Source organism: Hymenobacter negativus, from assembly GCF_017571495.1.
Taxonomy (GTDB): domain Bacteria; phylum Bacteroidota; class Bacteroidia; order Cytophagales; family Hymenobacteraceae; genus Hymenobacter; species Hymenobacter negativus.
Window position 1 is genome coordinate 299936 of the sequence record NZ_JAGETZ010000004.1, and the last position, 19689, is coordinate 319624.

At 60.1% G+C, this 19689-nt stretch carries 19 protein-coding genes; 10 read left to right on the forward strand and 9 right to left on the reverse strand.

Going from position 1 to position 19689, the window contains the following annotated elements:
- Positions 1-64: 64 nt before the first annotated feature.
- Positions 65-1948 carry an ABC transporter ATP-binding protein gene (locus J4E00_RS11040; RefSeq protein ID WP_208175473.1) on the reverse strand — a complete coding sequence of 628 codons (1884 nt, stop codon included), beginning with the start codon at positions 1946-1948 and terminating at the stop codon, positions 65-67.
- A 161-nt stretch (positions 1949-2109) separates the two neighbouring features.
- Positions 2110-2820 carry a hypothetical protein gene (locus tag J4E00_RS11045; RefSeq protein ID WP_208175210.1) on the reverse strand — a complete coding sequence of 237 codons (711 nt, stop codon included), beginning with the start codon at positions 2818-2820 and terminating at the stop codon, positions 2110-2112.
- A gap of 619 nt (positions 2821-3439) precedes the next feature.
- On the opposite strand from J4E00_RS11045, the gene J4E00_RS11050 reads away from it, so the two are divergent.
- From J4E00_RS11050 to J4E00_RS11060, 3 genes are all read left to right on the forward strand, one after another.
- Positions 3440-4159, forward strand: coding sequence for a hypothetical protein (locus J4E00_RS11050; protein WP_208175211.1), 720 nt, complete (start codon positions 3440-3442; stop codon positions 4157-4159).
- A gap of 172 nt (positions 4160-4331) precedes the next feature.
- The gene (locus J4E00_RS11055; RefSeq protein WP_208175212.1) at positions 4332-4721 is read left to right on the forward strand and encodes an MmcQ/YjbR family DNA-binding protein; all 390 of its coding nucleotides are present in this window, start codon (positions 4332-4334) and stop codon (positions 4719-4721) included.
- A gap of 96 nt (positions 4722-4817) precedes the next feature.
- Positions 4818-5618, forward strand: a complete 801-nt coding sequence (locus tag J4E00_RS11060; protein WP_236049707.1) for a Uma2 family endonuclease — start codon at positions 4818-4820, stop codon at positions 5616-5618.
- Between the two features lie 981 nt (positions 5619-6599).
- Here the strand turns inward: J4E00_RS11060 and J4E00_RS11065 are convergent.
- From J4E00_RS11065 to J4E00_RS11080, 4 genes are all read right to left on the reverse strand, one after another.
- The gene (locus J4E00_RS11065; RefSeq protein WP_208175213.1) at positions 6600-7358 is read right to left on the reverse strand and encodes a DUF72 domain-containing protein; all 759 of its coding nucleotides are present in this window, start codon (positions 7356-7358) and stop codon (positions 6600-6602) included.
- Between the two features lie 104 nt (positions 7359-7462).
- Positions 7463-8044, reverse strand: a complete 582-nt coding sequence (locus J4E00_RS11070; RefSeq protein ID WP_208175214.1) for a hypothetical protein — start codon at positions 8042-8044, stop codon at positions 7463-7465.
- Positions 8045-8141: 97 nt separating this feature from the next.
- Entirely contained in the window at positions 8142-8726 is a 585-nt protein-coding gene (locus J4E00_RS11075) for a hypothetical protein (RefSeq protein WP_208175215.1), read from the reverse strand.
- Between the two features lie 237 nt (positions 8727-8963).
- Positions 8964-9452 carry a hypothetical protein gene (locus tag J4E00_RS11080; RefSeq protein WP_208175216.1) on the reverse strand — a complete coding sequence of 163 codons (489 nt, stop codon included), beginning with the start codon at positions 9450-9452 and terminating at the stop codon, positions 8964-8966.
- Between the two features lie 410 nt (positions 9453-9862).
- On the opposite strand from J4E00_RS11080, the gene J4E00_RS11085 reads away from it, so the two are divergent.
- Positions 9863-10855, forward strand: coding sequence for a hypothetical protein (locus tag J4E00_RS11085; RefSeq protein ID WP_208175217.1), 993 nt, complete (start codon positions 9863-9865; stop codon positions 10853-10855).
- A 360-nt stretch (positions 10856-11215) separates the two neighbouring features.
- Positions 11216-11530 (forward strand): hypothetical protein, encoded by a 315-nt coding sequence (locus J4E00_RS11090; RefSeq protein ID WP_208175218.1) that lies wholly within the window; start codon positions 11216-11218, stop codon positions 11528-11530.
- A 275-nt stretch (positions 11531-11805) separates the two neighbouring features.
- Here the strand turns inward: J4E00_RS11090 and J4E00_RS11095 are convergent, their stop codons facing one another.
- The gene (locus J4E00_RS11095) at positions 11806-12399 is read right to left on the reverse strand and encodes a DUF1579 family protein (RefSeq protein WP_208175219.1); all 594 of its coding nucleotides are present in this window, start codon (positions 12397-12399) and stop codon (positions 11806-11808) included.
- Between the two features lie 298 nt (positions 12400-12697).
- On the opposite strand from J4E00_RS11095, the gene J4E00_RS11100 reads away from it, so the two are divergent.
- Positions 12698-13021 carry a hypothetical protein gene (locus J4E00_RS11100; RefSeq protein ID WP_208175220.1) on the forward strand — a complete coding sequence of 108 codons (324 nt, stop codon included), beginning with the start codon at positions 12698-12700 and terminating at the stop codon, positions 13019-13021.
- Between the two features lie 489 nt (positions 13022-13510).
- On the forward strand, positions 13511-15481 hold the full coding sequence (locus tag J4E00_RS11105) for a M43 family zinc metalloprotease (protein ID WP_208175221.1): 1971 nt from the start codon (positions 13511-13513) through the stop codon (positions 15479-15481).
- 122 nt (positions 15482-15603) lie between these two features.
- Here J4E00_RS11105 and J4E00_RS11110 read toward each other — a convergent pair whose 3' ends face one another.
- Together J4E00_RS11110 and J4E00_RS11115 are read right to left on the reverse strand one after the other, a co-directional pair.
- A complete protein-coding gene (locus J4E00_RS11110) occupies positions 15604-15843 on the reverse strand; it encodes a hypothetical protein (RefSeq protein ID WP_208175222.1) in 240 nt (79 codons plus the stop codon).
- 574 nt (positions 15844-16417) lie between these two features.
- Positions 16418-16807 (reverse strand): hypothetical protein, encoded by a 390-nt coding sequence (locus tag J4E00_RS11115; protein WP_208175223.1) that lies wholly within the window; start codon positions 16805-16807, stop codon positions 16418-16420.
- 329 nt (positions 16808-17136) lie between these two features.
- On the opposite strand from J4E00_RS11115, the gene J4E00_RS11120 reads away from it, so the two are divergent.
- From J4E00_RS11120 to J4E00_RS11130, 3 genes are all read left to right on the forward strand, one after another.
- A complete protein-coding gene (locus J4E00_RS11120; RefSeq protein WP_208175224.1) occupies positions 17137-17706 on the forward strand; it encodes a Crp/Fnr family transcriptional regulator in 570 nt (189 codons plus the stop codon).
- A gap of 76 nt (positions 17707-17782) precedes the next feature.
- Positions 17783-18520, forward strand: coding sequence for an SDR family oxidoreductase (locus J4E00_RS11125; RefSeq protein WP_208175225.1), 738 nt, complete (start codon positions 17783-17785; stop codon positions 18518-18520).
- Positions 18521-18566: 46 nt separating this feature from the next.
- Positions 18567-19514 carry a zinc-binding alcohol dehydrogenase family protein gene (locus J4E00_RS11130; protein ID WP_208175226.1) on the forward strand — a complete coding sequence of 316 codons (948 nt, stop codon included), beginning with the start codon at positions 18567-18569 and terminating at the stop codon, positions 19512-19514.
- Positions 19515-19689 lie beyond the last annotated feature (175 nt).

Consider the following 19689-nt stretch of genomic DNA (forward strand, 5'->3'; position numbering starts at 1 on the left):
GGCAAAACCTACGGCAATCATACTGACTATTTAGCATGACCGCCGCAAGTTACCAAGCCGGCTACTACCGGTAACCGGCCGCCTGCAGCGCAAATAGCTCCGCGTAGCGCCCGCCCTTCGCCAGCAGTTCCTCGTGCGAGCCAATCTCCACGAACTGGCCGTTCTCAATCACTAAAATCCGGTCGGCCATGCGGACGGTGCTGAAGCGGTGGCTGATGAGGACGGCGGTTTTGCCCTGAGTGAGCTCCTTGAAGCGCTCGAAGACTTCGAACTCGGCGCGGGCGTCGAGGGCGGCGGTGGGCTCGTCGAGGATGAGGAGCTGGGCGTCGCGCATGTAGGCGCGGCCGAGGGCGATTTTCTGCCACTCGCCGCCGCTCAGGTCAACGCCGCCGTTGAAGCGGCGGCCAATCATTTGGTCGTAGCCGCCGGGGAGCTTGGCGATGACGGTGTCGGCGAGGCTTTGCTGGGCGGCGGTTTCGATGCGGGGCTGGTTGTGGCGCTCGTCGATGCGGCCCACGGCGAGGTTCTGGCCGGCGGGGAGCTGGAAGCGCACAAAATCCTGGAAGATGACGCCGATTTCCTGGCGCAGCTCGGCGGGGTCATACTCACGCAAATCGTGGCCGTCGAGCAGGATTCGGCCTTCGGTGGGGTCGTAGAGGCGGGCCAGGAGCTTGACGAGGGTGGTTTTGCCGGCGCCGTTTTCGCCCACCAGGGCCAGCTTTTCGCCGGCTTGCAGCTTAAACCTCAGGTTGCGAATGGCCCATTTTGTACCATTCTTGTACTGGAACCCGACGTTTTCAAACTCGAAACCCTGCTGAATGGGCCGGGGGAAGGGCAGCGGTTTTTCGCCGGTAAGCTCTTGGCGCACAATGCGCGGCCGCAGCGCAAAGAAGTCGAAGAAATCCTGCAGATACAAGGCCCCGTCGGCCACGGAGCTGAAGCGGCTGAGGATGCCTTCGAGCAGGCCGCGCAGGCGGGCGAAGGAGCCGGCCAGGAAGGTGAGCTGGCCCAGCGAGATGCTGCCGGCTACGGTACGGGCAATGATGTAGACGTAGGCGCCGTAGTAGCCGGCCGCGCCGATGGCGGCGAAGAGCGTGCCCCAGCCGGCGCGGCGCAACACGAGGCTTTTGTTTTGGCGGTAGAAGTCGTCGGACAGCTCGCGGAAGCGGGTGATGAGGAAATCGGAGAGGCCGAAAATCTTGACTTCTTTGGCGGTTTCGTCGGAGGCGCCGGTTTGGCGGAGGTAGTCGAGCTCGCGGCGCTCGGGGGTCCAGGAGTGCGAGAGGGAGTAGCTGCGCTCGTTGAAGTGCGACTCGCCGAGGAATGCGGGCACCACGGCCAGCAGCAGCAGCCCCAGCAGCCAGGGCTGGAAGGCCACGAGGCCGCCGGCCAGCAGCACGAGCGTCACCATGTCCTGGCCCTGGCTGAGCACCTGGCTCATGAGCACGGTGCGGGATAGGGTTTGGCGGCGGGCGCGCTCCAGCTTGTCGTAGAAGGTGCTGTCTTCGAACTGGTCGAGGTCGAGGCGGGCGGCGTGCTCCATGAGGCGGATGGACGACTGGTTGGCGAACAGGTCGCCGAGCAGCGAGTCGAGCAGGGCCACGGCGCGGCCCAGGGCATCGGTGAGCAGCACAAGGCCGAACTCGAGGGCCACGAGGGTGAGCACGGGCGTGAGCTGGCGCTCGGGGGCGGGCAGCCGGGTGAGGTGCACGATGGCGTCGAGCAGCAGGCGGGCCACGTAGAGCTGGGCCAGCGGCAGGCCGGCGCGCACGAGGCGCAGGGCGATGTTGGCCAGGGCCAGCCGGGGGCTGGTGGCCCAGATGAGTTTCAGGAAGGCGGGCAGGTGGCGCAGGGCCGATACCCGCTCGCGCACGCTCACGGCGGGCTGCTCGGGGCCGCGCCGGCCGTTGGGGTTCTTGGCGGAGATGGATTTCAGGAATTCAAACATTGCCAGGCAGATGGCAAAGTTGGGGCCGGGGCGGCGGGGCGGCCGTTTTGGCAGGGGTATGCGCGAACTCATTACAGGAGCTCGATGGCCGCTCGGTTTTAAGGCCCTGCTAGCAGCGTGACCAAAGGAGCCATAAAGTGTTCTTTTTTTCGGTACTCTGCTCAAGGAAAGAGCGCGATATGGTGTTCAATCAACTCGTACAGGCCCTGCACGATGCGCGGGCGCAGCACCTCAAACGCCGCACTGGCTGCCTCAAATTTTGGCGCAGGACTGTAGCTACCCGTGCGGGCCAACTGGCGACGACGGGGTTCGGCCTGCTCCTGTTCGAGCGTGGCGACCCGACGCAGGGCCTGGCTGGCCTCTGGGAGAGCCAACAACTGGTCGAAGTACACCAGCACGGTTTCGAGGTGGAAGTACACGGCCGCGTCCAAGCCTTCCCAGTCTTCGTAGGCCAGCCACTCGCTCACGACCAGCACGCAGGCCAAGGGCGGCGGTAACAACTGGGCGGCTTCGAGGTCGAGCCAATAGGTGCGAGGCACCTGATGCGTCTGCTCCACCGCGTCGGCCACTCGGCGCACGACATCATCGGGCATGCGGTACCGCCTCAGCAGGCGCTGAGTAAGCGAGTAATGCGCTTGTTCCAGTTGTTGTAAGGTACGCGGCACATCGTAGCCCGCCTGTTCGAGCGCGTGGCGAGCCACCGCTTCGGATACCTGCGCCTGCTGGGCAACCAGCCGCGTGAGTTCCTGCTTAAACAGGGCTTCGGCGGCCGCTACATCGCCGTTGGTTTGCTGTAACAGCACCAGCCCGTGTCGCATGCCAATGGCGGTGCGTTGGCGCAAGGCATGCAATTCATTTCGATATGATTCCATATTGGTGCTAGCCCGCTCGGTGTGCGGTGTGGCAGTTTCCAGGAGAGAAACACTTATCTCATACCAAAAGAAACCTACTCTTTGCTACTGTTCACGGAAACAGTGGATTTTCAGAAAGGTAAAGACGTTCAAATTACTCCCCGAAAAAAGGCTCTCCCTGCGCGCATCTACAAAGGGCCCCACTCATCCAACAGAGTAGCTCAAGAAGCCCCAGCCCCACCAGCGGCTGGGGCTTCTTGCCATTTGCATCCTCCTTACACACGTCCCGGGTCCCCTTACACACGCCTCGGACGTACTTACACACGCCACACGCCTGCTTACACACGTCTCGGGCTTGCTTACACATGCCACGCGCCTGCTTACACACGTCTCGGGTCTGCTTGCATGCGTCACGAGCTTGCTTGCACACGTCTCGGGGCTGCCTGCGCATGCTTAGGGCCTGCTGACACACGCCTGGCGCCTGCTGACACACGCTTTTTTTGCCTCAGAAACGCTTTCTGGTGCACGTGTATAAGGTGGTGGTAAAGCATGGTTCTGATAAACTACCCTATAAAGCAATACTGTGGTTGAGAACCCGTAGCTTTCCGCTTCACCATTCCCAACCCAACTACCTTTTTTTATGGATACCCGAGCTACCTCCATCCTCGACAGCGGCCAGCGCGTGGGCCTGGCCGTGAAAGACCACCCCAACGAGCTGGCCTACTTCCCGCCCCTGCTCGCGGCCGAAACCACCCGCGCCGAGCTGGTGACGGCCATTGAGGCGCAGCAGGCCACGCAGGACACGGCCACTACGGCCAGCACCACCGACAAGGAAACCGCCCGCGAGCAGATGGCCCAGGCCACGGCCACCCTCTCGGCCCGCGCCGTGGGCTATGCCCTGGCCACCAATCAGCTGGGGCTGAAGCAGGCCTTCACGCTCTCGTATGCCGACGTGCGCTACGGCGAGGCCACCGAGGACGTGAACCACGTGCGCGACCTGGTGAAGGCCGTGCAGGCCCTGCCCGCCCAGGTGCGCAAGGACTACCGCCTGACCGATGCCGTGATTCAGGCGCCGGCCGATGCGGCCGATGCTTTCGAGCAAGCCGACGACGACCAGACCGACGCCAAAGCCGCCCCGCGCCTGGCCACGCTGGCGCTGCCCGAGCTGCTGCGCCGCCTCAGCGCCGCCCTGCGCCTGATGGAGACGCTGCTGAAGGGCCAGCGCACCGATACGGACCCGAAATTTCAGTGGCCGGCCTTCTATGCGGCCTTCAAGGAGGCCAACAAGCGGCGGGGCCTGCCCAAACGCGCCGGCAAAACCGCCAAGGGAACCCCGCCGAAACTTGACGGGACGGTATAGAGGTGCCCGCGCCGGCGGGGCCACCGTGGCGGGGCGGCGGGCGGTGCAGGAACGCCAACCAACCGTTTAAATCACCGTTTCGCTAAATAGCCGGCAACTGTCTGTTTCTTGCCGGAAGCTGCCCGCACAGCGGGGCGTACGTAGTTAGACCAGGCCAGCGCCTACGCTTACGATGAACATTGAGCAATTCAGAGCCTACTGCCTCGCGCTACCTTTTGCCGAAGAAAAAACACCCTTTGCCGGTTTTTTTCCCAATGCGCGCGACATCCTGGCCTTCTACGTCGGCGGGAAAATATTCTGCTATTTCGACCTTGACAAGTTCGACAAATGCTCCTTGAAAAGCACGCCCGAATGCATCGCCGAACTAAAGGAGCGTTACCAAGCGGCGGGCAACCCTTTTAATATGAGCCCGAAATATTGGTTAAGCATTCGCTTCAATGACGACTTGCCCGATGCTTTGCTCCTGGAATTGGTGACCAGCTCTTACACATTAGTGCGTACCAGCCTGCCAAAAAAACAGCAGGACCAGCTGGCACAGGCAGGTCCGCTTGGTAAACCCTAAAATAGCAACTCCTCGGTTTCCCAAACGGCTCCAACGTCTCGGCAACAGGCACCCAGCCGACGGCCGCAGTCCCGGCAGCGCCTACGAAACCCGGCTATGCCCCACCGTTTCCCCAGCAGCCCCAGCCCCGCCAGCGGCTGGGGCTTCTGCATGGCTCCGCCCACCGGAAACCTCGGCCGCCGATGGCACCGCCCCGAGCCCGGCGGTGCCCAAATCCCTTCCGGTGGTCCCCTTGGCTGGCCGCTGTATCTTTGGTTGCGCCCCGCATCACCACCCCAACCGCCTTTTGCCATGGAAGCCGCCATCACCTCCCTCTCGCAGCTCGACCCCAACGGCAGCTACACCTACGCCGATTACCTGACGTGGCGGTTTGACGAGTTTGTGGAGCTCATAAAGGGCAAGGTGCTGCGGCCCATGGCCGGAGCCGGGCGCCGGCACCAGCAGGTGTCGCGGCGCCTGGGCTATGCGATTGACAGCCACTTGCGACGCAGCTCCTGCGAGCTGTATTACGCGCCGTTCGACGTGCGCCTCACCCGTGTTACTGGCGCGGGCGATGCGCAGGTGCAGACCGTGGTGCAGCCCGACATACTGGTGGTGTGCGACACGGCTAAGCTGGACGAGCGCGGCTGCGTGGGCGCTCCGGACTGGATTATTGAAATCGTGTCGCCTGGCAACCTCAAACACGATACGAAGACGAAGTTCGACCTCTACCAGGAAAACGGGGTGCGCGAGTACTGGGTGGTGTTTCCCGGCGAGCAGACCGTGCTGGCCTACGTGCTGGACGAGCACGGCCGCTACGAGGTGGCCGGCGAGTACGCCGCGCCCGGCCCGATGCCCGTCACGGTGCTGCCCGGGCTGGCCGTGGAATGGAGCGAGGTGTTCGACGCGGCGGTGTAAAGACTTCGGCCAGATGGCAAAGTTGGAGCCGAGGCAATTGGCTAAACTCAACCAGGTAAAGACTATTGTCCAGAAGCCCCAGCCCCGCCAGCGGCTGGGGCTTCTGGCTGTCACGGTCGGCCGCCTGGCGCGCCTGTGACGCGTTGCCTATTGATTTAGCATCTGCGACGCGGCGGCGTGACCAATCGTTTTGCCGGTGTCCATTGGCGAGCCACAGGCGCAGCGCCAGTGGGTGTCTGCGAACCTCGTGCCCCCGTAGCATTTCGTAAACGTTGGTTCATAGACGAGTTTCTTGAACTCGCTTAGTATTGCCTTGACTTACGGGCCACCTGGCTTGAGGCCCGACTAGTAGTTTACTAAAAGGAGCATCAGATTAAACATTTCCATGAACCTTTATTTTGACAAACTATACTGTACCCAGAATAGCGATGGGCTACTAAAGCTGTGTTTCTTTAACACAGTCACCACAGGTTGCTTATCTTTTGATGGAGGAGTGTTCTACTTAGCTCTACAGGGCTGCACACCGCGGGGAAAGCCCCATTCACTTCTTGAACAGAAAGCAGGTTGTAGCATCTGCGCTATAAAAGAGAACGAGGACATGGAACCCCTCATTCAATTGTCAGATGGGAGCCTTGTTAAAATATTTTTCTTTCCAGATGACTCCTTCGAGAATGGCATAAGTCAAGTATTCACACTATATGAACCTAACAATCTACACTATGTAGAGGCGGCGCTCGAATTTGAAGAAGGCTCTAGCGTAGATATTGGAGCAGAATAGCTGCAAAGCAGGAATTGGTTTTATTCTTATAGCAGTAGACCGTGGTGGCGAGTCATGCCTTCTCCCCTGGGTGCTAATGGCTAGTCGATTTAAACGGTCGTCTAAATTAATGAGGGCTTACCCAGAGAGGCCCGCGCCGTGGTTAAATACAACCTGGCCCTGGAAACCAGCGCCACCCTGCCCCCGGACGCGCGTCGTACGGCTCATGCTCGCTCCGCGACCAGCCGGTACAGGTCTTGGGCATTTTCAAAAGCGGCGCCCATGGTATTGTTGAAGTAGGCATACACGTCTTTCCCCTCTTGGAGGTAGTCGTGTATCTGCTCGGCTGTGTCATGCAGAAAGTCGCGCTCGTAGGACTCTCGGTAGTTGCCCCGCGGGCCGTGGAAGCGCATATAAACAAAGTCTGCCCCCTCGTTGAGTTGGGCGTTTCGGGCGGGGCCTTTGTCATGCAACACCAGGCTGGCGCCGTGGTGGTCCAGCATCTCAAACGCATCATCGGTGTACCAGCTGGGGTGGCGAAACTCCACCGCTTTGCGCCACTCATGGGCGGGGTCTGCCGCGGCAAGCGCCTGCAATAGGGCACTGACCGCCTTTAGCTGCCGAATGGTGTTGCTGGGCGGGAACTGAATGAGCAGGCATCCCTTTTTGGGGCCCAACTCCCTTGCTGCATCTAGAAAGCGGGCGATGCCGGAGAGGTCCTCGGCCAGCGTCTTGGTGTGCGTGATATCGCGCCACAGCTTAATGGTAAAGTCAAACGCAGGGCCGGTTTCCGTGGCCCAGGCCGCAAATGTTTTGGGCTGGGGGATGCGGTAGAAGGTGCTGTTAATCTCCACCGAGTTAAACAGGGTGGCGTAGTAGGTGAGGCGGCTCGTGGCCTGGTAGGCCTCCGGAAAGGTGGCCTTCGGTCCGGGCACCACGATGCCGCTGGTGCCCGTACGCAGGGTGCCAAGGAGAGCAGGCATGGGGAGGAGTTAGACGGAAGTTTCAGGGTATAACGTGCCACGCGGCCTCGGCGTTTTACCCCAGGTGCATCTCCAAAAGGAGCGTATTGTCACTACTTCAAGTGTCACACCTCCTGCAATAAGTCTAAGCGAGGTCGCAGCACGGCGCTGTCTACGGGTTGTAGGAAGCGCATGCCCTTCTCTTCCTGCTCCATCCGCCGAGTCATTGGCTCCAAGGTAATGTCCGGAAGCGTTGGTCCCTGCAGGTCCACCAACTCGCCGACTAAGCTAAATCCCGTAGTAGAGTCTTGCTTGACCCAAAGCATTTCGTAGTGGACTTCAGATGTGAAATTCGGGCACAGCGTGGTGAAGTGCCCGGCCGGCACGGCCAGCCACGGGCTGGCAAACATGCTGCTATCTACTTTTCCCAACCGATGGTAGGTGTAGGCGATAAATCGGTCCGGACCTCGCTGCACTAAGCGCATGCAGCGATTCTTATCGGGGTGCCCGCCGGTGGTGCTCAGATAGAGCAAAGTATAGCGCGCGCCTCCGTACCGAGCGAAGTCCCGCATCGCGGCGTAAGCAGCGGTGGTGTCAACCGCGGCGTAGGTAGCTGGCCCTTCTACTTGCAGTACGCGGCACGTGGACGAAGCCGGGGTGGCTATGCGCGAAGCGGTGCATGCTCCAAGTGCGGTCAGTAAAAACAAGAAGGCGCGCATGAGGTCGTAAGATACACTGGTAGCCTTGCTTCAACCACATGACTACCTGTTCACAGAAAGGTGTTCCAGACGCGCTCCGAACCGGTCATCCTCGGTCGTGTATCTCGCTCTTCGGCACGCGCCATACGGCCACGAGGGCCCATACCGCCGCCGCCGTGATGGCGAGGGTCCGGACCAGGTGCGCGGCCTGCAATTGGCGGTAGAGTTCCTCGCTGTAGCCGTGGTCCTGCATCGCGTCCTGCGCGCCGGCTGCCCACGGCGTGCTGGCGACCGATACGACTAGCAGCGTCGCGATTCCCCACACCGCCCGGCGCGGGACACGGGCCGGGGCAGCCCACAGGGCCAGCGTCCACAGCAGGCACAGGGCCCCGTACGGCAGCACGACAATCGGCAACCGCCGCGTATAGCCGCGGCTGAACGCCTGCAACGCGGCATTGCCGAGCAGACTCATGTCGACGTGAATGCGGTACACGTTGAAGTACAGCAGCCAGCACGCGCCGACCGAGAACCAGAGCGCTGCCACCCCGGCCGCTTGCAGCGGGCTCGCAGCCCCCTGGGGAAGCCAGATTGGCAGCGGACGCCGGGTTACGGCCGCGGTTGCCACGGCCCCCAAAAAAAGAAGCAGCGAGGCGGCCAGCATGGCCAGAAAGAGTAAAAAATAGAGCGGCATAGGCATCCATAAAATACACCGCAATATATGGATTCAACAGCAAGAAATCCCCCTGCTGGCCGCCCGCCGCTTCAGGCGGGCGATTGTCGTTTCCCCAACAACTAACGCACGTCATCTTTCCTACTTTGCCATGGGGTCCCCTCCTGTCACCCGCCAGAGCGCGTTTACGGCATGACCCTGCTGCGAAAGGGTCCAGATAGCAAAAGGGGCGTTGAAACGCTCCGCTTAGGAGCAGGCTTACTCAACAAACAGCGGCAACTGTTCGATGCGTTGGAAGCACTCCGGGTCCGGGGCTTCGAAGCCCAGGTACATGTAGTAGTCGTACCCAAACTCGACAGCTCTGGTCCCGGTGTCGTCCACGAGGCGAAACCACAGGCACTCGCGCAGGGCCAGGGCCACCAAGGCCCCCAAATCTGACGCGGGAAAGGCACGTACGCCGCTTTCGACCCGTTGGAACACCTCCTGGAGTGAGCCATCCGCGTCCCCTAGCCAGCGGATTTCCGCGGACTCTAGCCCGACGTGTCCCGAACCCGCGAAAAAGAGCTGCACGGCTTGTACGTACCGTGCTTCGACGGCTAAGTATTCATCCAGGAGCAGGCGCTGGCCCGCAAACTCGTTGCCCACATCGCTGATGGCAGTCCACTCGTCGGGCAAGTAATGACCTTGTCCGTTGCGGAACAGCGGGTTGTACTTGGTCACCCGTTTATAGAACGAACTTTTGCGCATCTTTTGCCCCTCTTGAAATGACTAAGGAGCACCTTAGCCCTTATACCCCAAAGCTACTTGGGTTCAACAAAACGGTAGTTTTCTGAAAGGTAAAGACCTTCAAAATACTTCCCGAAGAAGCTCATGCTGGCGCATCCGCGACGCGCTGCTGATGAGACATTCATTCAGCGGGGGTAGCTTCCAGAAGCTCCAGCCCCGCCAGCGGCTGGGGCTTCTGCCTGTCACAGCCAGCGGAAATCCTGCCCGCCCAGCGGCTCGTCCACAGCCTCCAGCCCGCAGTTACCTGAGCCCCAAAAGAAACGAACAGCTCCCGGTGAGGGCGCTAGGCAACTGCCGCGCCACTGCATAACTTGCCGGGTGTGAGCAGCTCACGAAACATACTAAATCCAACCCCAACCCTTTTCTAACTTATGAGATTACCCCTACTTCTACTTCTGGCCCTTCCGCTATCAGCCGCGGCCCAAATGAATGGCTCCAGCTTTGGCAACGCCAATTACCAGGTAGCCCAGCGGCAGGCCCAGATGGCCAACAACTTTCAGCGCCAGACGATGGAGCGGTCGATGGCACGCATGAGTTCCTCTTCTTACTCCGCCGCGCAACAGGCGCAATGGAAAGCGAAGCGGGAAGAGCGGGTAGCCAAGCAACACGATGCTGAGCTGAAAGCCACTGCCGAACTCGCCCGCCTCACCCGTCGCCAAGACAGCCTGCGGCTGGCGCATCCGGCTCCCAACGCCATCCAGGCGGCCGCCCGCCAGAAGGCCGACGAACAGGCGCTGGCGCAGCTGACCGTGAAAAACTACCGGGACGTGTTTCTGCCTGGCCAGGTAATGGCCGCCGAGGAAGCCCGCTCGCTCCCGGAAAAAGAGATGCAGGACTGGGTCAACATCAGTAAGGAACTGTCGGACAACGACTGGTGGACCAAGCAGGACCCCGCGCAGCTGCTGGCCAAGGTCACGGCCTACCGCGCCTCGCTCACTTCGCTCACCACCGCCCTGCTGGGCTTCGACCCGGCCATGGCCCCGAAACCCGAGCGCATGCCCTCGACGGCTGCCTTGGACGCCATGCGGGCCAAAGGCACCTTCGACCAGCAGGTGGCCACGCAGTTTCTGCAGGAGGCTGCCCGGGTAGAAAAACTGGGGGCCAGCACAAAGATGGTGAGCGCCCTCAACGACTTTAACCACGACGTAGCTGCGGCGGCCGCCCGCCCCGAGATGCAGCAGAATCCGCAGAAGCTACGCAATGCCGTCAAGTCTGGCCTTAAAGACCTCAACAAAGCCATGGGCATCTACGAGATGCAAATGGGAGGGTCGCAGGTGTTGAGCTACGCGCAAAACACCATTGAAAAGTGCGCCAGTACTTTTCTGCCAAAACCCGACAAAAAAGCCAAGAAACAGGCCAGCTAGCTGACCCGACGCATGCGTTTGCTGAAGCGAGTACTTATTGCACTGCTGGCCCTGGCGTGTATTGCCTTCGTTCTTTTACACGCTGGTCCTGATATTGATACCGACGCGGATGTTGATAACTCATTGGGTACAGACACTCACTAGCTGATGATGGAGACACGGCGGCGCGTGGCCATGCAAGGTGAAGGCACCTGCGCGGTATCCATGACAGTGAGACGCCAATTATGCTTTACCTGCAACCCATCCAAAAGCCCCAGCCCCACCAGTGGCTGGGGCTTTCTTCGTTTCCACCCATACCCAGCAACGGGCCTGTATCACACAACAACCAACAGTTGAAACGACAAAGCCGTAGGCTTTACCATGGAAGAGAGAATGCTCATGGCCGCTTGTCTGGCGCACATTAAGAGAGCCGATGGGACGCTGGAGAAAGACTGGTCCATTGCGCAGATTGCCCAGCGCGGCGCGTACGATGTATTGAAGAAATACCAGGCCCACGCCCACCTGCCCGATACGCTCACGGAAGAGGCCTTTGCAGCCAGCGAGGAACTGCGCCGCCAGCCGGCAGTTGGGCTGGACTGGCCGGCTACCCAGGCGCAGGCCGAGCGGGTGCTGCCCGTGGTGATGCGCCTGCTGTACGTGCTGAGCACACTGGCTGGCCCTGGCAAGATGGCTTAGCGACTGCCTGCGACAATTTGTACGAGTGTTTTCAAAACACCAACTCAACTCGTACCGCTTTGCCATGCCCCATCACGCCCTACCTCCTACCAACCTTTTGGCCCAGACCTGTGCGTAGTTCAGTCTGGACCAAGTAGCAATGGCTTTGTAACTGGGCATAAGCCCTAGCCAGCTGCATTCCATCGAAGTCGGGTGAGGTTGAAGATGAGCCGACCAATTCCCAGGCAGCTACGCTCACCACCATCAAAAACGGCATTGCCGCGCACCGGGCCACGTTATTGGCGGCTGCGGGTCCACTTTACGTTCAGGATTTTGAGCTCCTTGTTGGTTTTCGCATCTACGCGGTAGATTTCCAGCAGTTCGGTATTCTCATCGATGAAGGTGTACACCTCCTTCATGTTGCTGTACTGCCCGGTGGTGTTGTTAAGCTGCTGGTAGCGCATGGTAGTGGATTTGGTAGCTGGGTCGTAGGGGCCTTCCATCGCCACGCCGTTGCCACCGTCCTGAATCATGGCGCGGGTAAATATCTTTTTGCGGGCATCGTAGCCGGTCACGCGCACGCCGTGCATTTCCTGGCCGTTGATGTTGTAGGTTATTTCCGAGAGCTGAAACTGGCCGCCCATTACCATGCTGTTGGTGAGCGAGGAGGTGCTGGCGAGGGGTGGCGCCGTGGGCGAAAATGTCATGGTGGCCTGCCCCGTCCAGACACCACTAGACCGCGCCAGCAGCTGGTGAAACTCGTCGGTTGGCGGCGTAGCGGCGGGCACCACAGCAGACACCTGAGGACTAGCTAGCATCGCCAATTGTTGGCCCTGCGCGAGTTGGGCAGTTCCCCAGCTGCTGAGCACCGCAAGCAATATCATTTTCATAGAGCAGACCTAATTGATTGGAAGAAAGGAAAAAGCGCTGTTGACGAAGCTGCGCTCGATTGTTTAAATATAATTAATATATTATATAATAAAGCACTATACGCTCGCACGCTACTGCTGAGGCAGCGCTTCAGTTGGCGGAAATGCGACTCCTAAAAACCCGACTTTTTATGGAACGAAAAATAAATTTTCGCTAAGCCCAGCCGTGGGACACAGCTTGGTATAATTCTGTCATAAGGGCCAGTATCCTGCTGCACAGGGTGTTTTATTCTCTGGTTTTTTCCAAACCCCTTATGCCATGTGCCCACCCATTTCCTGCTGCCGCCAGCGTCTCACCCGGCCCCTGCCCACGCAGGTGTACTACCTGACGCGCCTGCTGCTGGCCCTGAGCTCGGCGGAGCTGCTGCCCCACCAGCTCACCCTGGCGGAGGCCCGCCTCGGTAGCATCTGGGACCAGCTGCAGCACGCGGTGCAGCACCGCTACCAGGTTTCGGCCACTTGCGCGCTGGCGCTCACTGAGCGTCTGGCCGCGCAGCTGCTGCAAGCGGACTGCTGCCGCCGCTCGTTGCTTCGGCAGGTGCCCCTTGGCGAGGCTCTGGGGCCGGCGCGGGTGCTGGCGTAGGGGTTACGCATTGCCTACCCGAGCAGTCAGCAGTAAAATTTGGGGGTGGCTTGGAGTTTTCTAGAATTGGTAATACATTGCTTACCAATCCTTCACTCTTCCTAGCTATGGTGCAATCTTTACCCGGTTCCCTGTCCATGCCTTCGCGGCGCCTGCCTGGCCCAATGGCCAGCCTGCTGACATCCTGCCCCGGCTGTTTTGCCCTGGGTTATGGCTGCGGCCTCCCTTTCCTACACTGATTTCTGATAACTAAGCGGGCCCTTGATGGCCCGTTTTTGTTTTCCGCCCTTTTCGGGGCGGCGGGGGCTTGCTGTGCCTTTTCGCAGCTTGTTGCCCGGTAGCGGGTACCTGCCTTGCGGGTGCCCGGCCTTTCCATTGCTGCCATCTTTTTTCCTTTCTACTCCATGCCGGGCTAGCCGAAATACCGCCAGTGGCCCCGACTCAGTGAACGGTTACCCAAGTTTTTCACCCAATTCTTCGCTACGCAACATGTTCAAAAAACTACTTATTGGCAGCGCTTTCCTTCTGGCCAGCGCCGGAGCTGCTACCGCCCAATCTGCCCCGCCCGCCTTCATGGCACCGTGCGCCACACCCAGCCCGGCCCTGCTGTCGCCCGAGCGGCGGGCCATGCTCGACCAGATTGAGCAGCAAACTCAGCAATACCTCAAGGCCCACCCCATTGAGGTGCAGGCGCAAGGCCAGGCCGCCCGCATCGACCCAAACCGCATCTACAACATCCCGGTGGTGGTGCACGTGCTGTACAATAACTGGACGCAGGCCATTAGCGGCCAGCAGGTGCAGTCACAAATCGATGTTTTGAACGAGGATTTTGCCCGTACCAACGCCGATGCCAATCAGACCCCGGCTGTGCACGTGCCGCTGGCCGGCAGCTCCCGCATTCGCTTTGCCCTGGTGCATGCCGACCCGCGGGGCAACTGCATGGAAGGCATTCGCTACGTGTATACCAGCCAGCCTTACTTCGAAGCCAGCCAGCTTTACATTTCACAGTCAATGAAATACACCTCGACGGGCGGCGACGATGCCTGGGATACCAGCCACTACCTGAACATCTGGGTGTGCGAGCTGAGTAACTCGGCCGCCGGGAGCGGGCTTAGCGGCGTGGCCGGCTTCTCCAACTTCCCCGGCACGGTGCCGCCGGCCGAGGACGGCGTGGTAGTAGACTACCGCTACTTCGGCCGCGCTACGTCGGGCCAGGGGCGTACGGCCACGCACGAGGTAGGCCACTATTTCAACCTACACCACATCTGGGGCGATTCGTACCAGCCCTGCCTCGACGACCTGGTGGCCGATACGCCGCAGCAGCAGGGCTACTCGTTCATTAACACGAGCGGCAACGTGCAGTACATGGGCCTGAACTCGGGCTGCCCGACGGGGCAGACGTCGAACTGCACCGGCCAGACCACTTATGACATGTACACCAACTACATGGACTACACTTCCTGCCAGAATATGTTCTCGCGCGGGCAGGTAAGCCGGATGGAATCGTTGCTGCAGTTTGGCGGTGCCCGCGCGGGCCTGCTCTCCAACGTGGGCTTTACGGGCACCCCTACTTTCACCAGCACCATGCCGGCCTCGTTCTGCGGCAACAGCCGGACTACGGTCACCGTCAACCCCATTTGCAACGCGTCCAGCTACACGTTCAGTCTTGGTTCGGCTACTTCGAGCGTAGTGTTTGCCGCCACCGGCCAGTCTACGCCCTACACCACAAGCACACCCTCGGCAACCATAACCCTGGCGGCCGGCGACTATACCAACGACATCTGCGTGCGGGCCAACTTCATCAATGGCACTTCCACGGTCACCACCTGCCAGCCCTTGCAGGTGAACTCGGGTCCACCCGCCCCGCCCGTGCCGGCCGAAACCTACCAGCGCGGCCCCAATTCCTGCTACTACGGCATCATGCTGCCCCAGTCCGGTGGAGCCGATTATTACACGGCTATAGTGGAGGCCGATGGCGGCGCTACCGTGCTGACCGACACGCAGTACGTGCCTGTAGGCTACACCGGCCCGGTTTATTTCCCCTTCAACCTGTTGGGCTACCAAGTAGTGAAAGTGACCATTGTGGCCACCAATGCCTGCGGCGACTCGGGAAAGATGGTAATGGAACTGGAAATTCATAAGCCGGAAGCCGGCTGCACGTACGAAACTGCCCGGCCGGTAGCCAGTACGGCCAAGCCCGCAGCCACTGCCCCAGCGCGGGAGCCGGCCATGCTTTATCCCAACCCCGCCGCCGACGAGGTAACCATCGCGCTGGCCAAATCGAGCACATCAGCACATGTCCGGGTTCGCAACCTGATGGGCAACGTGGTGAAGGAGTTTGACCAGCAAGCCAACACCCGCACCCTGCGCCTGAACGACCTCAAGCCGGGCCTATATATCGTCGAGGTGCAGGGCACGGGTGGCCTCCAGCGCATTCACCTGAGCGTAGAGCGTCCGTAGGCTCCCTGCTCTCGCCGGGCCGTAAATAGCTTCACCTAAGCTAGCCCATAAGTAAGCCAGCCCGCGTCTTGCAGCCGGGCTGGCTTACTTGTTTTTAGCGTAGCGGCTACTACAGCTTGGGGTTAATTAAGGCTATGGGATGGGCAATAAAGCAGGCTCATTATTACTCCGGCCTGGGCCAGAATCAGTTGCCAGTCGTGGTCGGTGGCTAATGCTTCGTCGGCATCCGGCTCGTCGAAGGCATCCAATTGCCGCTGTAGAATTTGGATTTCCTGCTCTGCCCGCCCATCAACGCCGGCGTGCAGCCAGGCGCGGGACGAAACGAAAGCGCTGAACTGGTTTGCACCGTACAGATGGCGCATAACTTGCTGGAAAGTAGGCACCGGGCATCCAAGCGCCGTCAGGTCCTTGCGGCCTATTTCTCTTAAGGCATGCAAGGATTGGCACACCTGCTGTTTCCACGAATTGAAATCCGCCGCCTGGTCTAACCGGGGGCGCGGGCCGTCATAGTGCTTATAAGCGGCGGCAACAGGGAAGTTACTGGTAGAAAGACAGGGTGTGCTAACGGGTGTCATTGAGGTGCTTTGGTTCCGGTGTGAGGACCATAGCAACGCAAACAAGCCTCTGAGAGATTTGCAGCATACCCTTTATCCGACTGAACAAGCCATTTTCCCGATGAGCCCCAGCTTTATGTCGATTAAATTTTCCGGTCTGTGTTCCTCCTCCCAGGCATAGCAAACCAGCACAACGGAACATATGAGTTCTCCTACCCGGCGCCCGCCTTAGCCAGGCCACGCCTCCTCTTTACCAAAACCGTTAAAAACAGCACGACGGCCCTGCTGCACAGCACCAAGCCTGCTACCGCCAGCCACAACGCGGGCCGTCAGGATGGCAATGATATCACACTTAAAATAGGCAGATGGCCAGCGACCGTGCTTAAAATAGGAGCGCCGTTACTACTTTCACTTGCAACAGAATGATTTGCCAAGCCGGGTTGGCATCGAGTTCGCCGTCCACGTCGGGCTCGTCGAAGGCGTCCAGCTGCTGTTGCAGTTTCAGGAGTTCTCGTTCGGCTCGGTTATCCAGTCCGGCTTGTTGCCATGCCCGGGAGGCGATAAACTTGCTGAACCGGCTATCGTTGTAGAGCACCAGCATGGCTTCCTGAAAGGTAGGCGGTGGGCTCGTGGGCTTAGCCAGATAGCCCCGGCCCACGTATCGCAGCCCCTGCAGTGCCTTACGCACCTGCTGCTGCCATAGAAAAAACTCCCCATTCATGCCCCGAACGGGGGCACAGTCCACTACAACTAAGTCGGAAGCTATAACCATTTTTTATGCACAGGGTGCATTGTTGCACCTCATTTGCTTATAACGGCATGCAATTTAGGAGGGGCTTACATCGCACATCCCCTATTCTCGGCCGTTGGCGCTTCTGGCCAGACCAGTGTGGCTATCGCGTCGGCCAGTACCTGGTTTCCGCTTTTCAGCAGCACTCATATTCCAGGTCAAGGCTGCGGTAAAGTGTGGCAGGCAAAATGCCTTGGCCTAAAAGCTGGTTGCGTTAGCCAACAGGAGGCTGCACGAGTATTCCTAAAGCGCTGCCTCCTTTTTTGTCAAATGGCAATTACTGCCTCACCAGGCCCGTGTAACTTGCCGCCATGGATGAATTTCTTGCGTATCTCTTGCAGTTTAGCTTGCTGAATCAACAGCAGCTGGACTTTATTGCCAGTAAAGCCACCTCCTTGTCGCTGCGCAAGGATGCTTACTTGCTGGAGGCGGGGCAGGTGCCGCGTCAGGTGGGCTTCGTGTTGGAAGGAGTTATCCGCATCTGCTACTACGACAACAAAGGCGACGAAATCACCCGCAACTTTATCGACGAGCACCGCCTGGCCACCGACCTGCGCGCGCTGGAATACGGGTTGGCATCGTCCGAATATTTGCAGGCCGTGACTGATTGCCGGCTCCTCGTATTTGCCAAGCGTGAATGGGAAGAGCTGGCTCACACCATCGTGGGCTGGAACGACATCATGAATCGGATAACGGCCCAGCACCTGCGGGAAAAGCTGGCGCGCATCAGCCCGATGATGGCCCAGGATGCCACAACCCGCTACGTGGAGTTTCTGGAAAACTATCCCCGGCTGGCCAACCGCATTCCGCTGTCTTACCTGGCCTCGTTTCTGGGTATCACGCAGTCCTCGCTGAGCCGCATACGCAAGCAGCTCCGCTAAAACGCTTTTTGCCAAATGGCAACTGGCGGCCTTTTCAGCCCGGGGACCTTTGTGGGGTAAATCAACCACCCCAATCATGAAAACCGTTCTGATAACTGGTGCCAATAAAGGCATCGGGTTTGAAACCGCCCGCCAGCTCGCCCGGCAGGGCTACCACGTGTACCTGGGCAGCCGCGACCTCGCCAATGGCCAACGGGCCGCCGCACAGCTCCAGGCCGAAGGCTTGCCCACAGTAGAAGCCATCGCGCTGGACGTAACTGATACTGAATCGGTACGGGCCGCCCGCGCCGAAATTGGCCGCAAAACGACGGTACTCGACGCGCTTGTCAACAATGCTGCCATCACGGGCGGAATGCCGCAAACGGCCACCGGAGCCAGCGTCGCCGCATTCGAGGCAGTGTTCAACACCAATGTATTTGGCGTGGTGCGCGTCACGCAGGCCTTTCTGGACTTGCTGCACCAGGCACCCCAACCCCGCATCGTCAATGTAGGCTCCAGCGGCGCGTCGCTGACCCTGCACAGCGACCCTGCCTGGAAATATTATCACCACAAGGGCGCAGTGTATCCGGCCTCCAAGGCGGCGCTGCATATGTACACCATCGTGCTGGCCTACGAGCTGCGCGACACACCTTTCCGAGTGAATGCCGTGGACCCGGGCTTTACCGCCACCGACCTCAATAATCACCGTGGCACCGGCACTGTGGAAGAAGCTGGAACCCGCATTGCGAAGTACGTGCTGGTGGGCGACGATGGCCCGACGGGCCGGTTTATCAGTGAAGAGTATACGCCGGTAACGGGCGAAATCCCCTGGTAAGAACACTCTTCGGCGTCAAAACAAAGCTATTTACTTAATGACACGCATGCTAGCAGTCCAGTTTTCCGAACACGGCGAGGCCGACGTATTACAATTGGTTGACTTACCAATTCCCCGGCCAGGAACCGGGGAGGTATTAATTAGAGTGGCCGCAGCGGGGGTCAACTACGCCGACATCTGGCAGCGAAAAGGGAGCGGACCACGGCCCGTTGCGTTGCCCTACGTGTCGGGCTACGAGGTGGCCGGGACCATTGCAGCGGTGGGCAACGGGGTACCGCCGACCCTGGTGGACCAGCGGGTGATGGCCATGCTGCCCAGCGGGGGCTACGCCGAATATGCCGTAGCACCCGTCGCGCAGGCCATTTCCCTGCCCGCGGAACTCGGCGACGCCCAGGCCACTGCCCTGCTCTCGCAGGGCCCCACGGCTGTGGGCTTGCTCAACACCGGCCCGTATGCATCGGTACTGGTGCTGGCAGCGGCGGGTGGCGTTGGCTCTCTGCTGGTGCAGGTGGCCAAAAACCGGGGCATCCAAGTAATTGCGGCTGTGGGCAGTGAAGCCAAGAAAGCCGCGGCACAGACCAGCGGGGCCGATTCCGTGGTGAGCTATGCTGAGGCCGACTGGGTGCAACAGGTGCATGCGGCCACGGCCGGCCTGGGCGTGGCGGCCTCGTTTGATGCTGTGGGCGGCCGGGTGGGAACTGAGGCCCTGCAAGCCCTCGGCGCGGGCGGTACCGGCGTGGTATACGGCGCAGCCAGTGGCGAACCGACTACGCTGGCGGCCCAGCAGCTTATTGGGCAAATGCAGGGGCTGCGGGGCTACACGCTCTTTGGCGAAATGGCTCGGATTGGCGGTTACATTGAGGAACTGCTGGGCTACTTCCGGGCCGGCAATCTGCAACTCCCTGTCCAGACCTACCCAATTGCCGAGGTCCGGGCCGCACAACGCGCTGTGGAATTCCGCCAAACTCAGGGAAAGGTGGTCCTGCTTTTTTGAGGACCTGCTGCAAGAGCGACGGCCTTTACCCCTCGGCTTTTCTTCTGGGATAGAATCAACAAAAAGTTGCTGCCGAGCCCCCGAAGCGCTGCCTCGCCGTTCATTCGGCCGAAGCATAGCTTCGGGGTGCTCGTGCTGCCGCCTGCTGGCTAAGGCGGCGGGGAAACGTCAATGA

Coding starts and splice junctions, on each gene's coding strand:
- J4E00_RS11040 (WP_208175473.1), bottom strand. CDS start 1,948: ATGTTTGAATTCCTGAAATCCATCTCCGCCAAGAACCCCAACGGCCGG.
- J4E00_RS11045 (WP_208175210.1), bottom strand. CDS start 2,820: ATGGAATCATATCGAAATGAATTGCATGCCTTGCGCCAACGCACCGCC.
- J4E00_RS11050 (WP_208175211.1), top strand. CDS start 3,440: ATGGATACCCGAGCTACCTCCATCCTCGACAGCGGCCAGCGCGTGGGC.
- J4E00_RS11055 (WP_208175212.1), top strand. CDS start 4,332: ATGAACATTGAGCAATTCAGAGCCTACTGCCTCGCGCTACCTTTTGCC.
- J4E00_RS11060 (WP_236049707.1), top strand. CDS start 4,818: ATGCCCCACCGTTTCCCCAGCAGCCCCAGCCCCGCCAGCGGCTGGGGC.
- J4E00_RS11065 (WP_208175213.1), bottom strand. CDS start 7,358: ATGCCTGCTCTCCTTGGCACCCTGCGTACGGGCACCAGCGGCATCGTG.
- J4E00_RS11075 (WP_208175215.1), bottom strand. CDS start 8,726: ATGCCGCTCTATTTTTTACTCTTTCTGGCCATGCTGGCCGCCTCGCTG.
- J4E00_RS11080 (WP_208175216.1), bottom strand. CDS start 9,452: ATGCGCAAAAGTTCGTTCTATAAACGGGTGACCAAGTACAACCCGCTG.
- J4E00_RS11085 (WP_208175217.1), top strand. CDS start 9,863: ATGAGATTACCCCTACTTCTACTTCTGGCCCTTCCGCTATCAGCCGCG.
- J4E00_RS11090 (WP_208175218.1), top strand. CDS start 11,216: ATGGAAGAGAGAATGCTCATGGCCGCTTGTCTGGCGCACATTAAGAGA.
- J4E00_RS11095 (WP_208175219.1), bottom strand. CDS start 12,399: ATGAAAATGATATTGCTTGCGGTGCTCAGCAGCTGGGGAACTGCCCAA.
- J4E00_RS11100 (WP_208175220.1), top strand. CDS start 12,698: ATGTGCCCACCCATTTCCTGCTGCCGCCAGCGTCTCACCCGGCCCCTG.
- J4E00_RS11105 (WP_208175221.1), top strand. CDS start 13,511: ATGTTCAAAAAACTACTTATTGGCAGCGCTTTCCTTCTGGCCAGCGCC.
- J4E00_RS11110 (WP_208175222.1), bottom strand. CDS start 15,843: ATGCGCCATCTGTACGGTGCAAACCAGTTCAGCGCTTTCGTTTCGTCC.
- J4E00_RS11115 (WP_208175223.1), bottom strand. CDS start 16,807: ATGGTTATAGCTTCCGACTTAGTTGTAGTGGACTGTGCCCCCGTTCGG.
- J4E00_RS11120 (WP_208175224.1), top strand. CDS start 17,137: ATGGATGAATTTCTTGCGTATCTCTTGCAGTTTAGCTTGCTGAATCAA.
- J4E00_RS11125 (WP_208175225.1), top strand. CDS start 17,783: ATGAAAACCGTTCTGATAACTGGTGCCAATAAAGGCATCGGGTTTGAA.
- J4E00_RS11130 (WP_208175226.1), top strand. CDS start 18,567: ATGCTAGCAGTCCAGTTTTCCGAACACGGCGAGGCCGACGTATTACAA.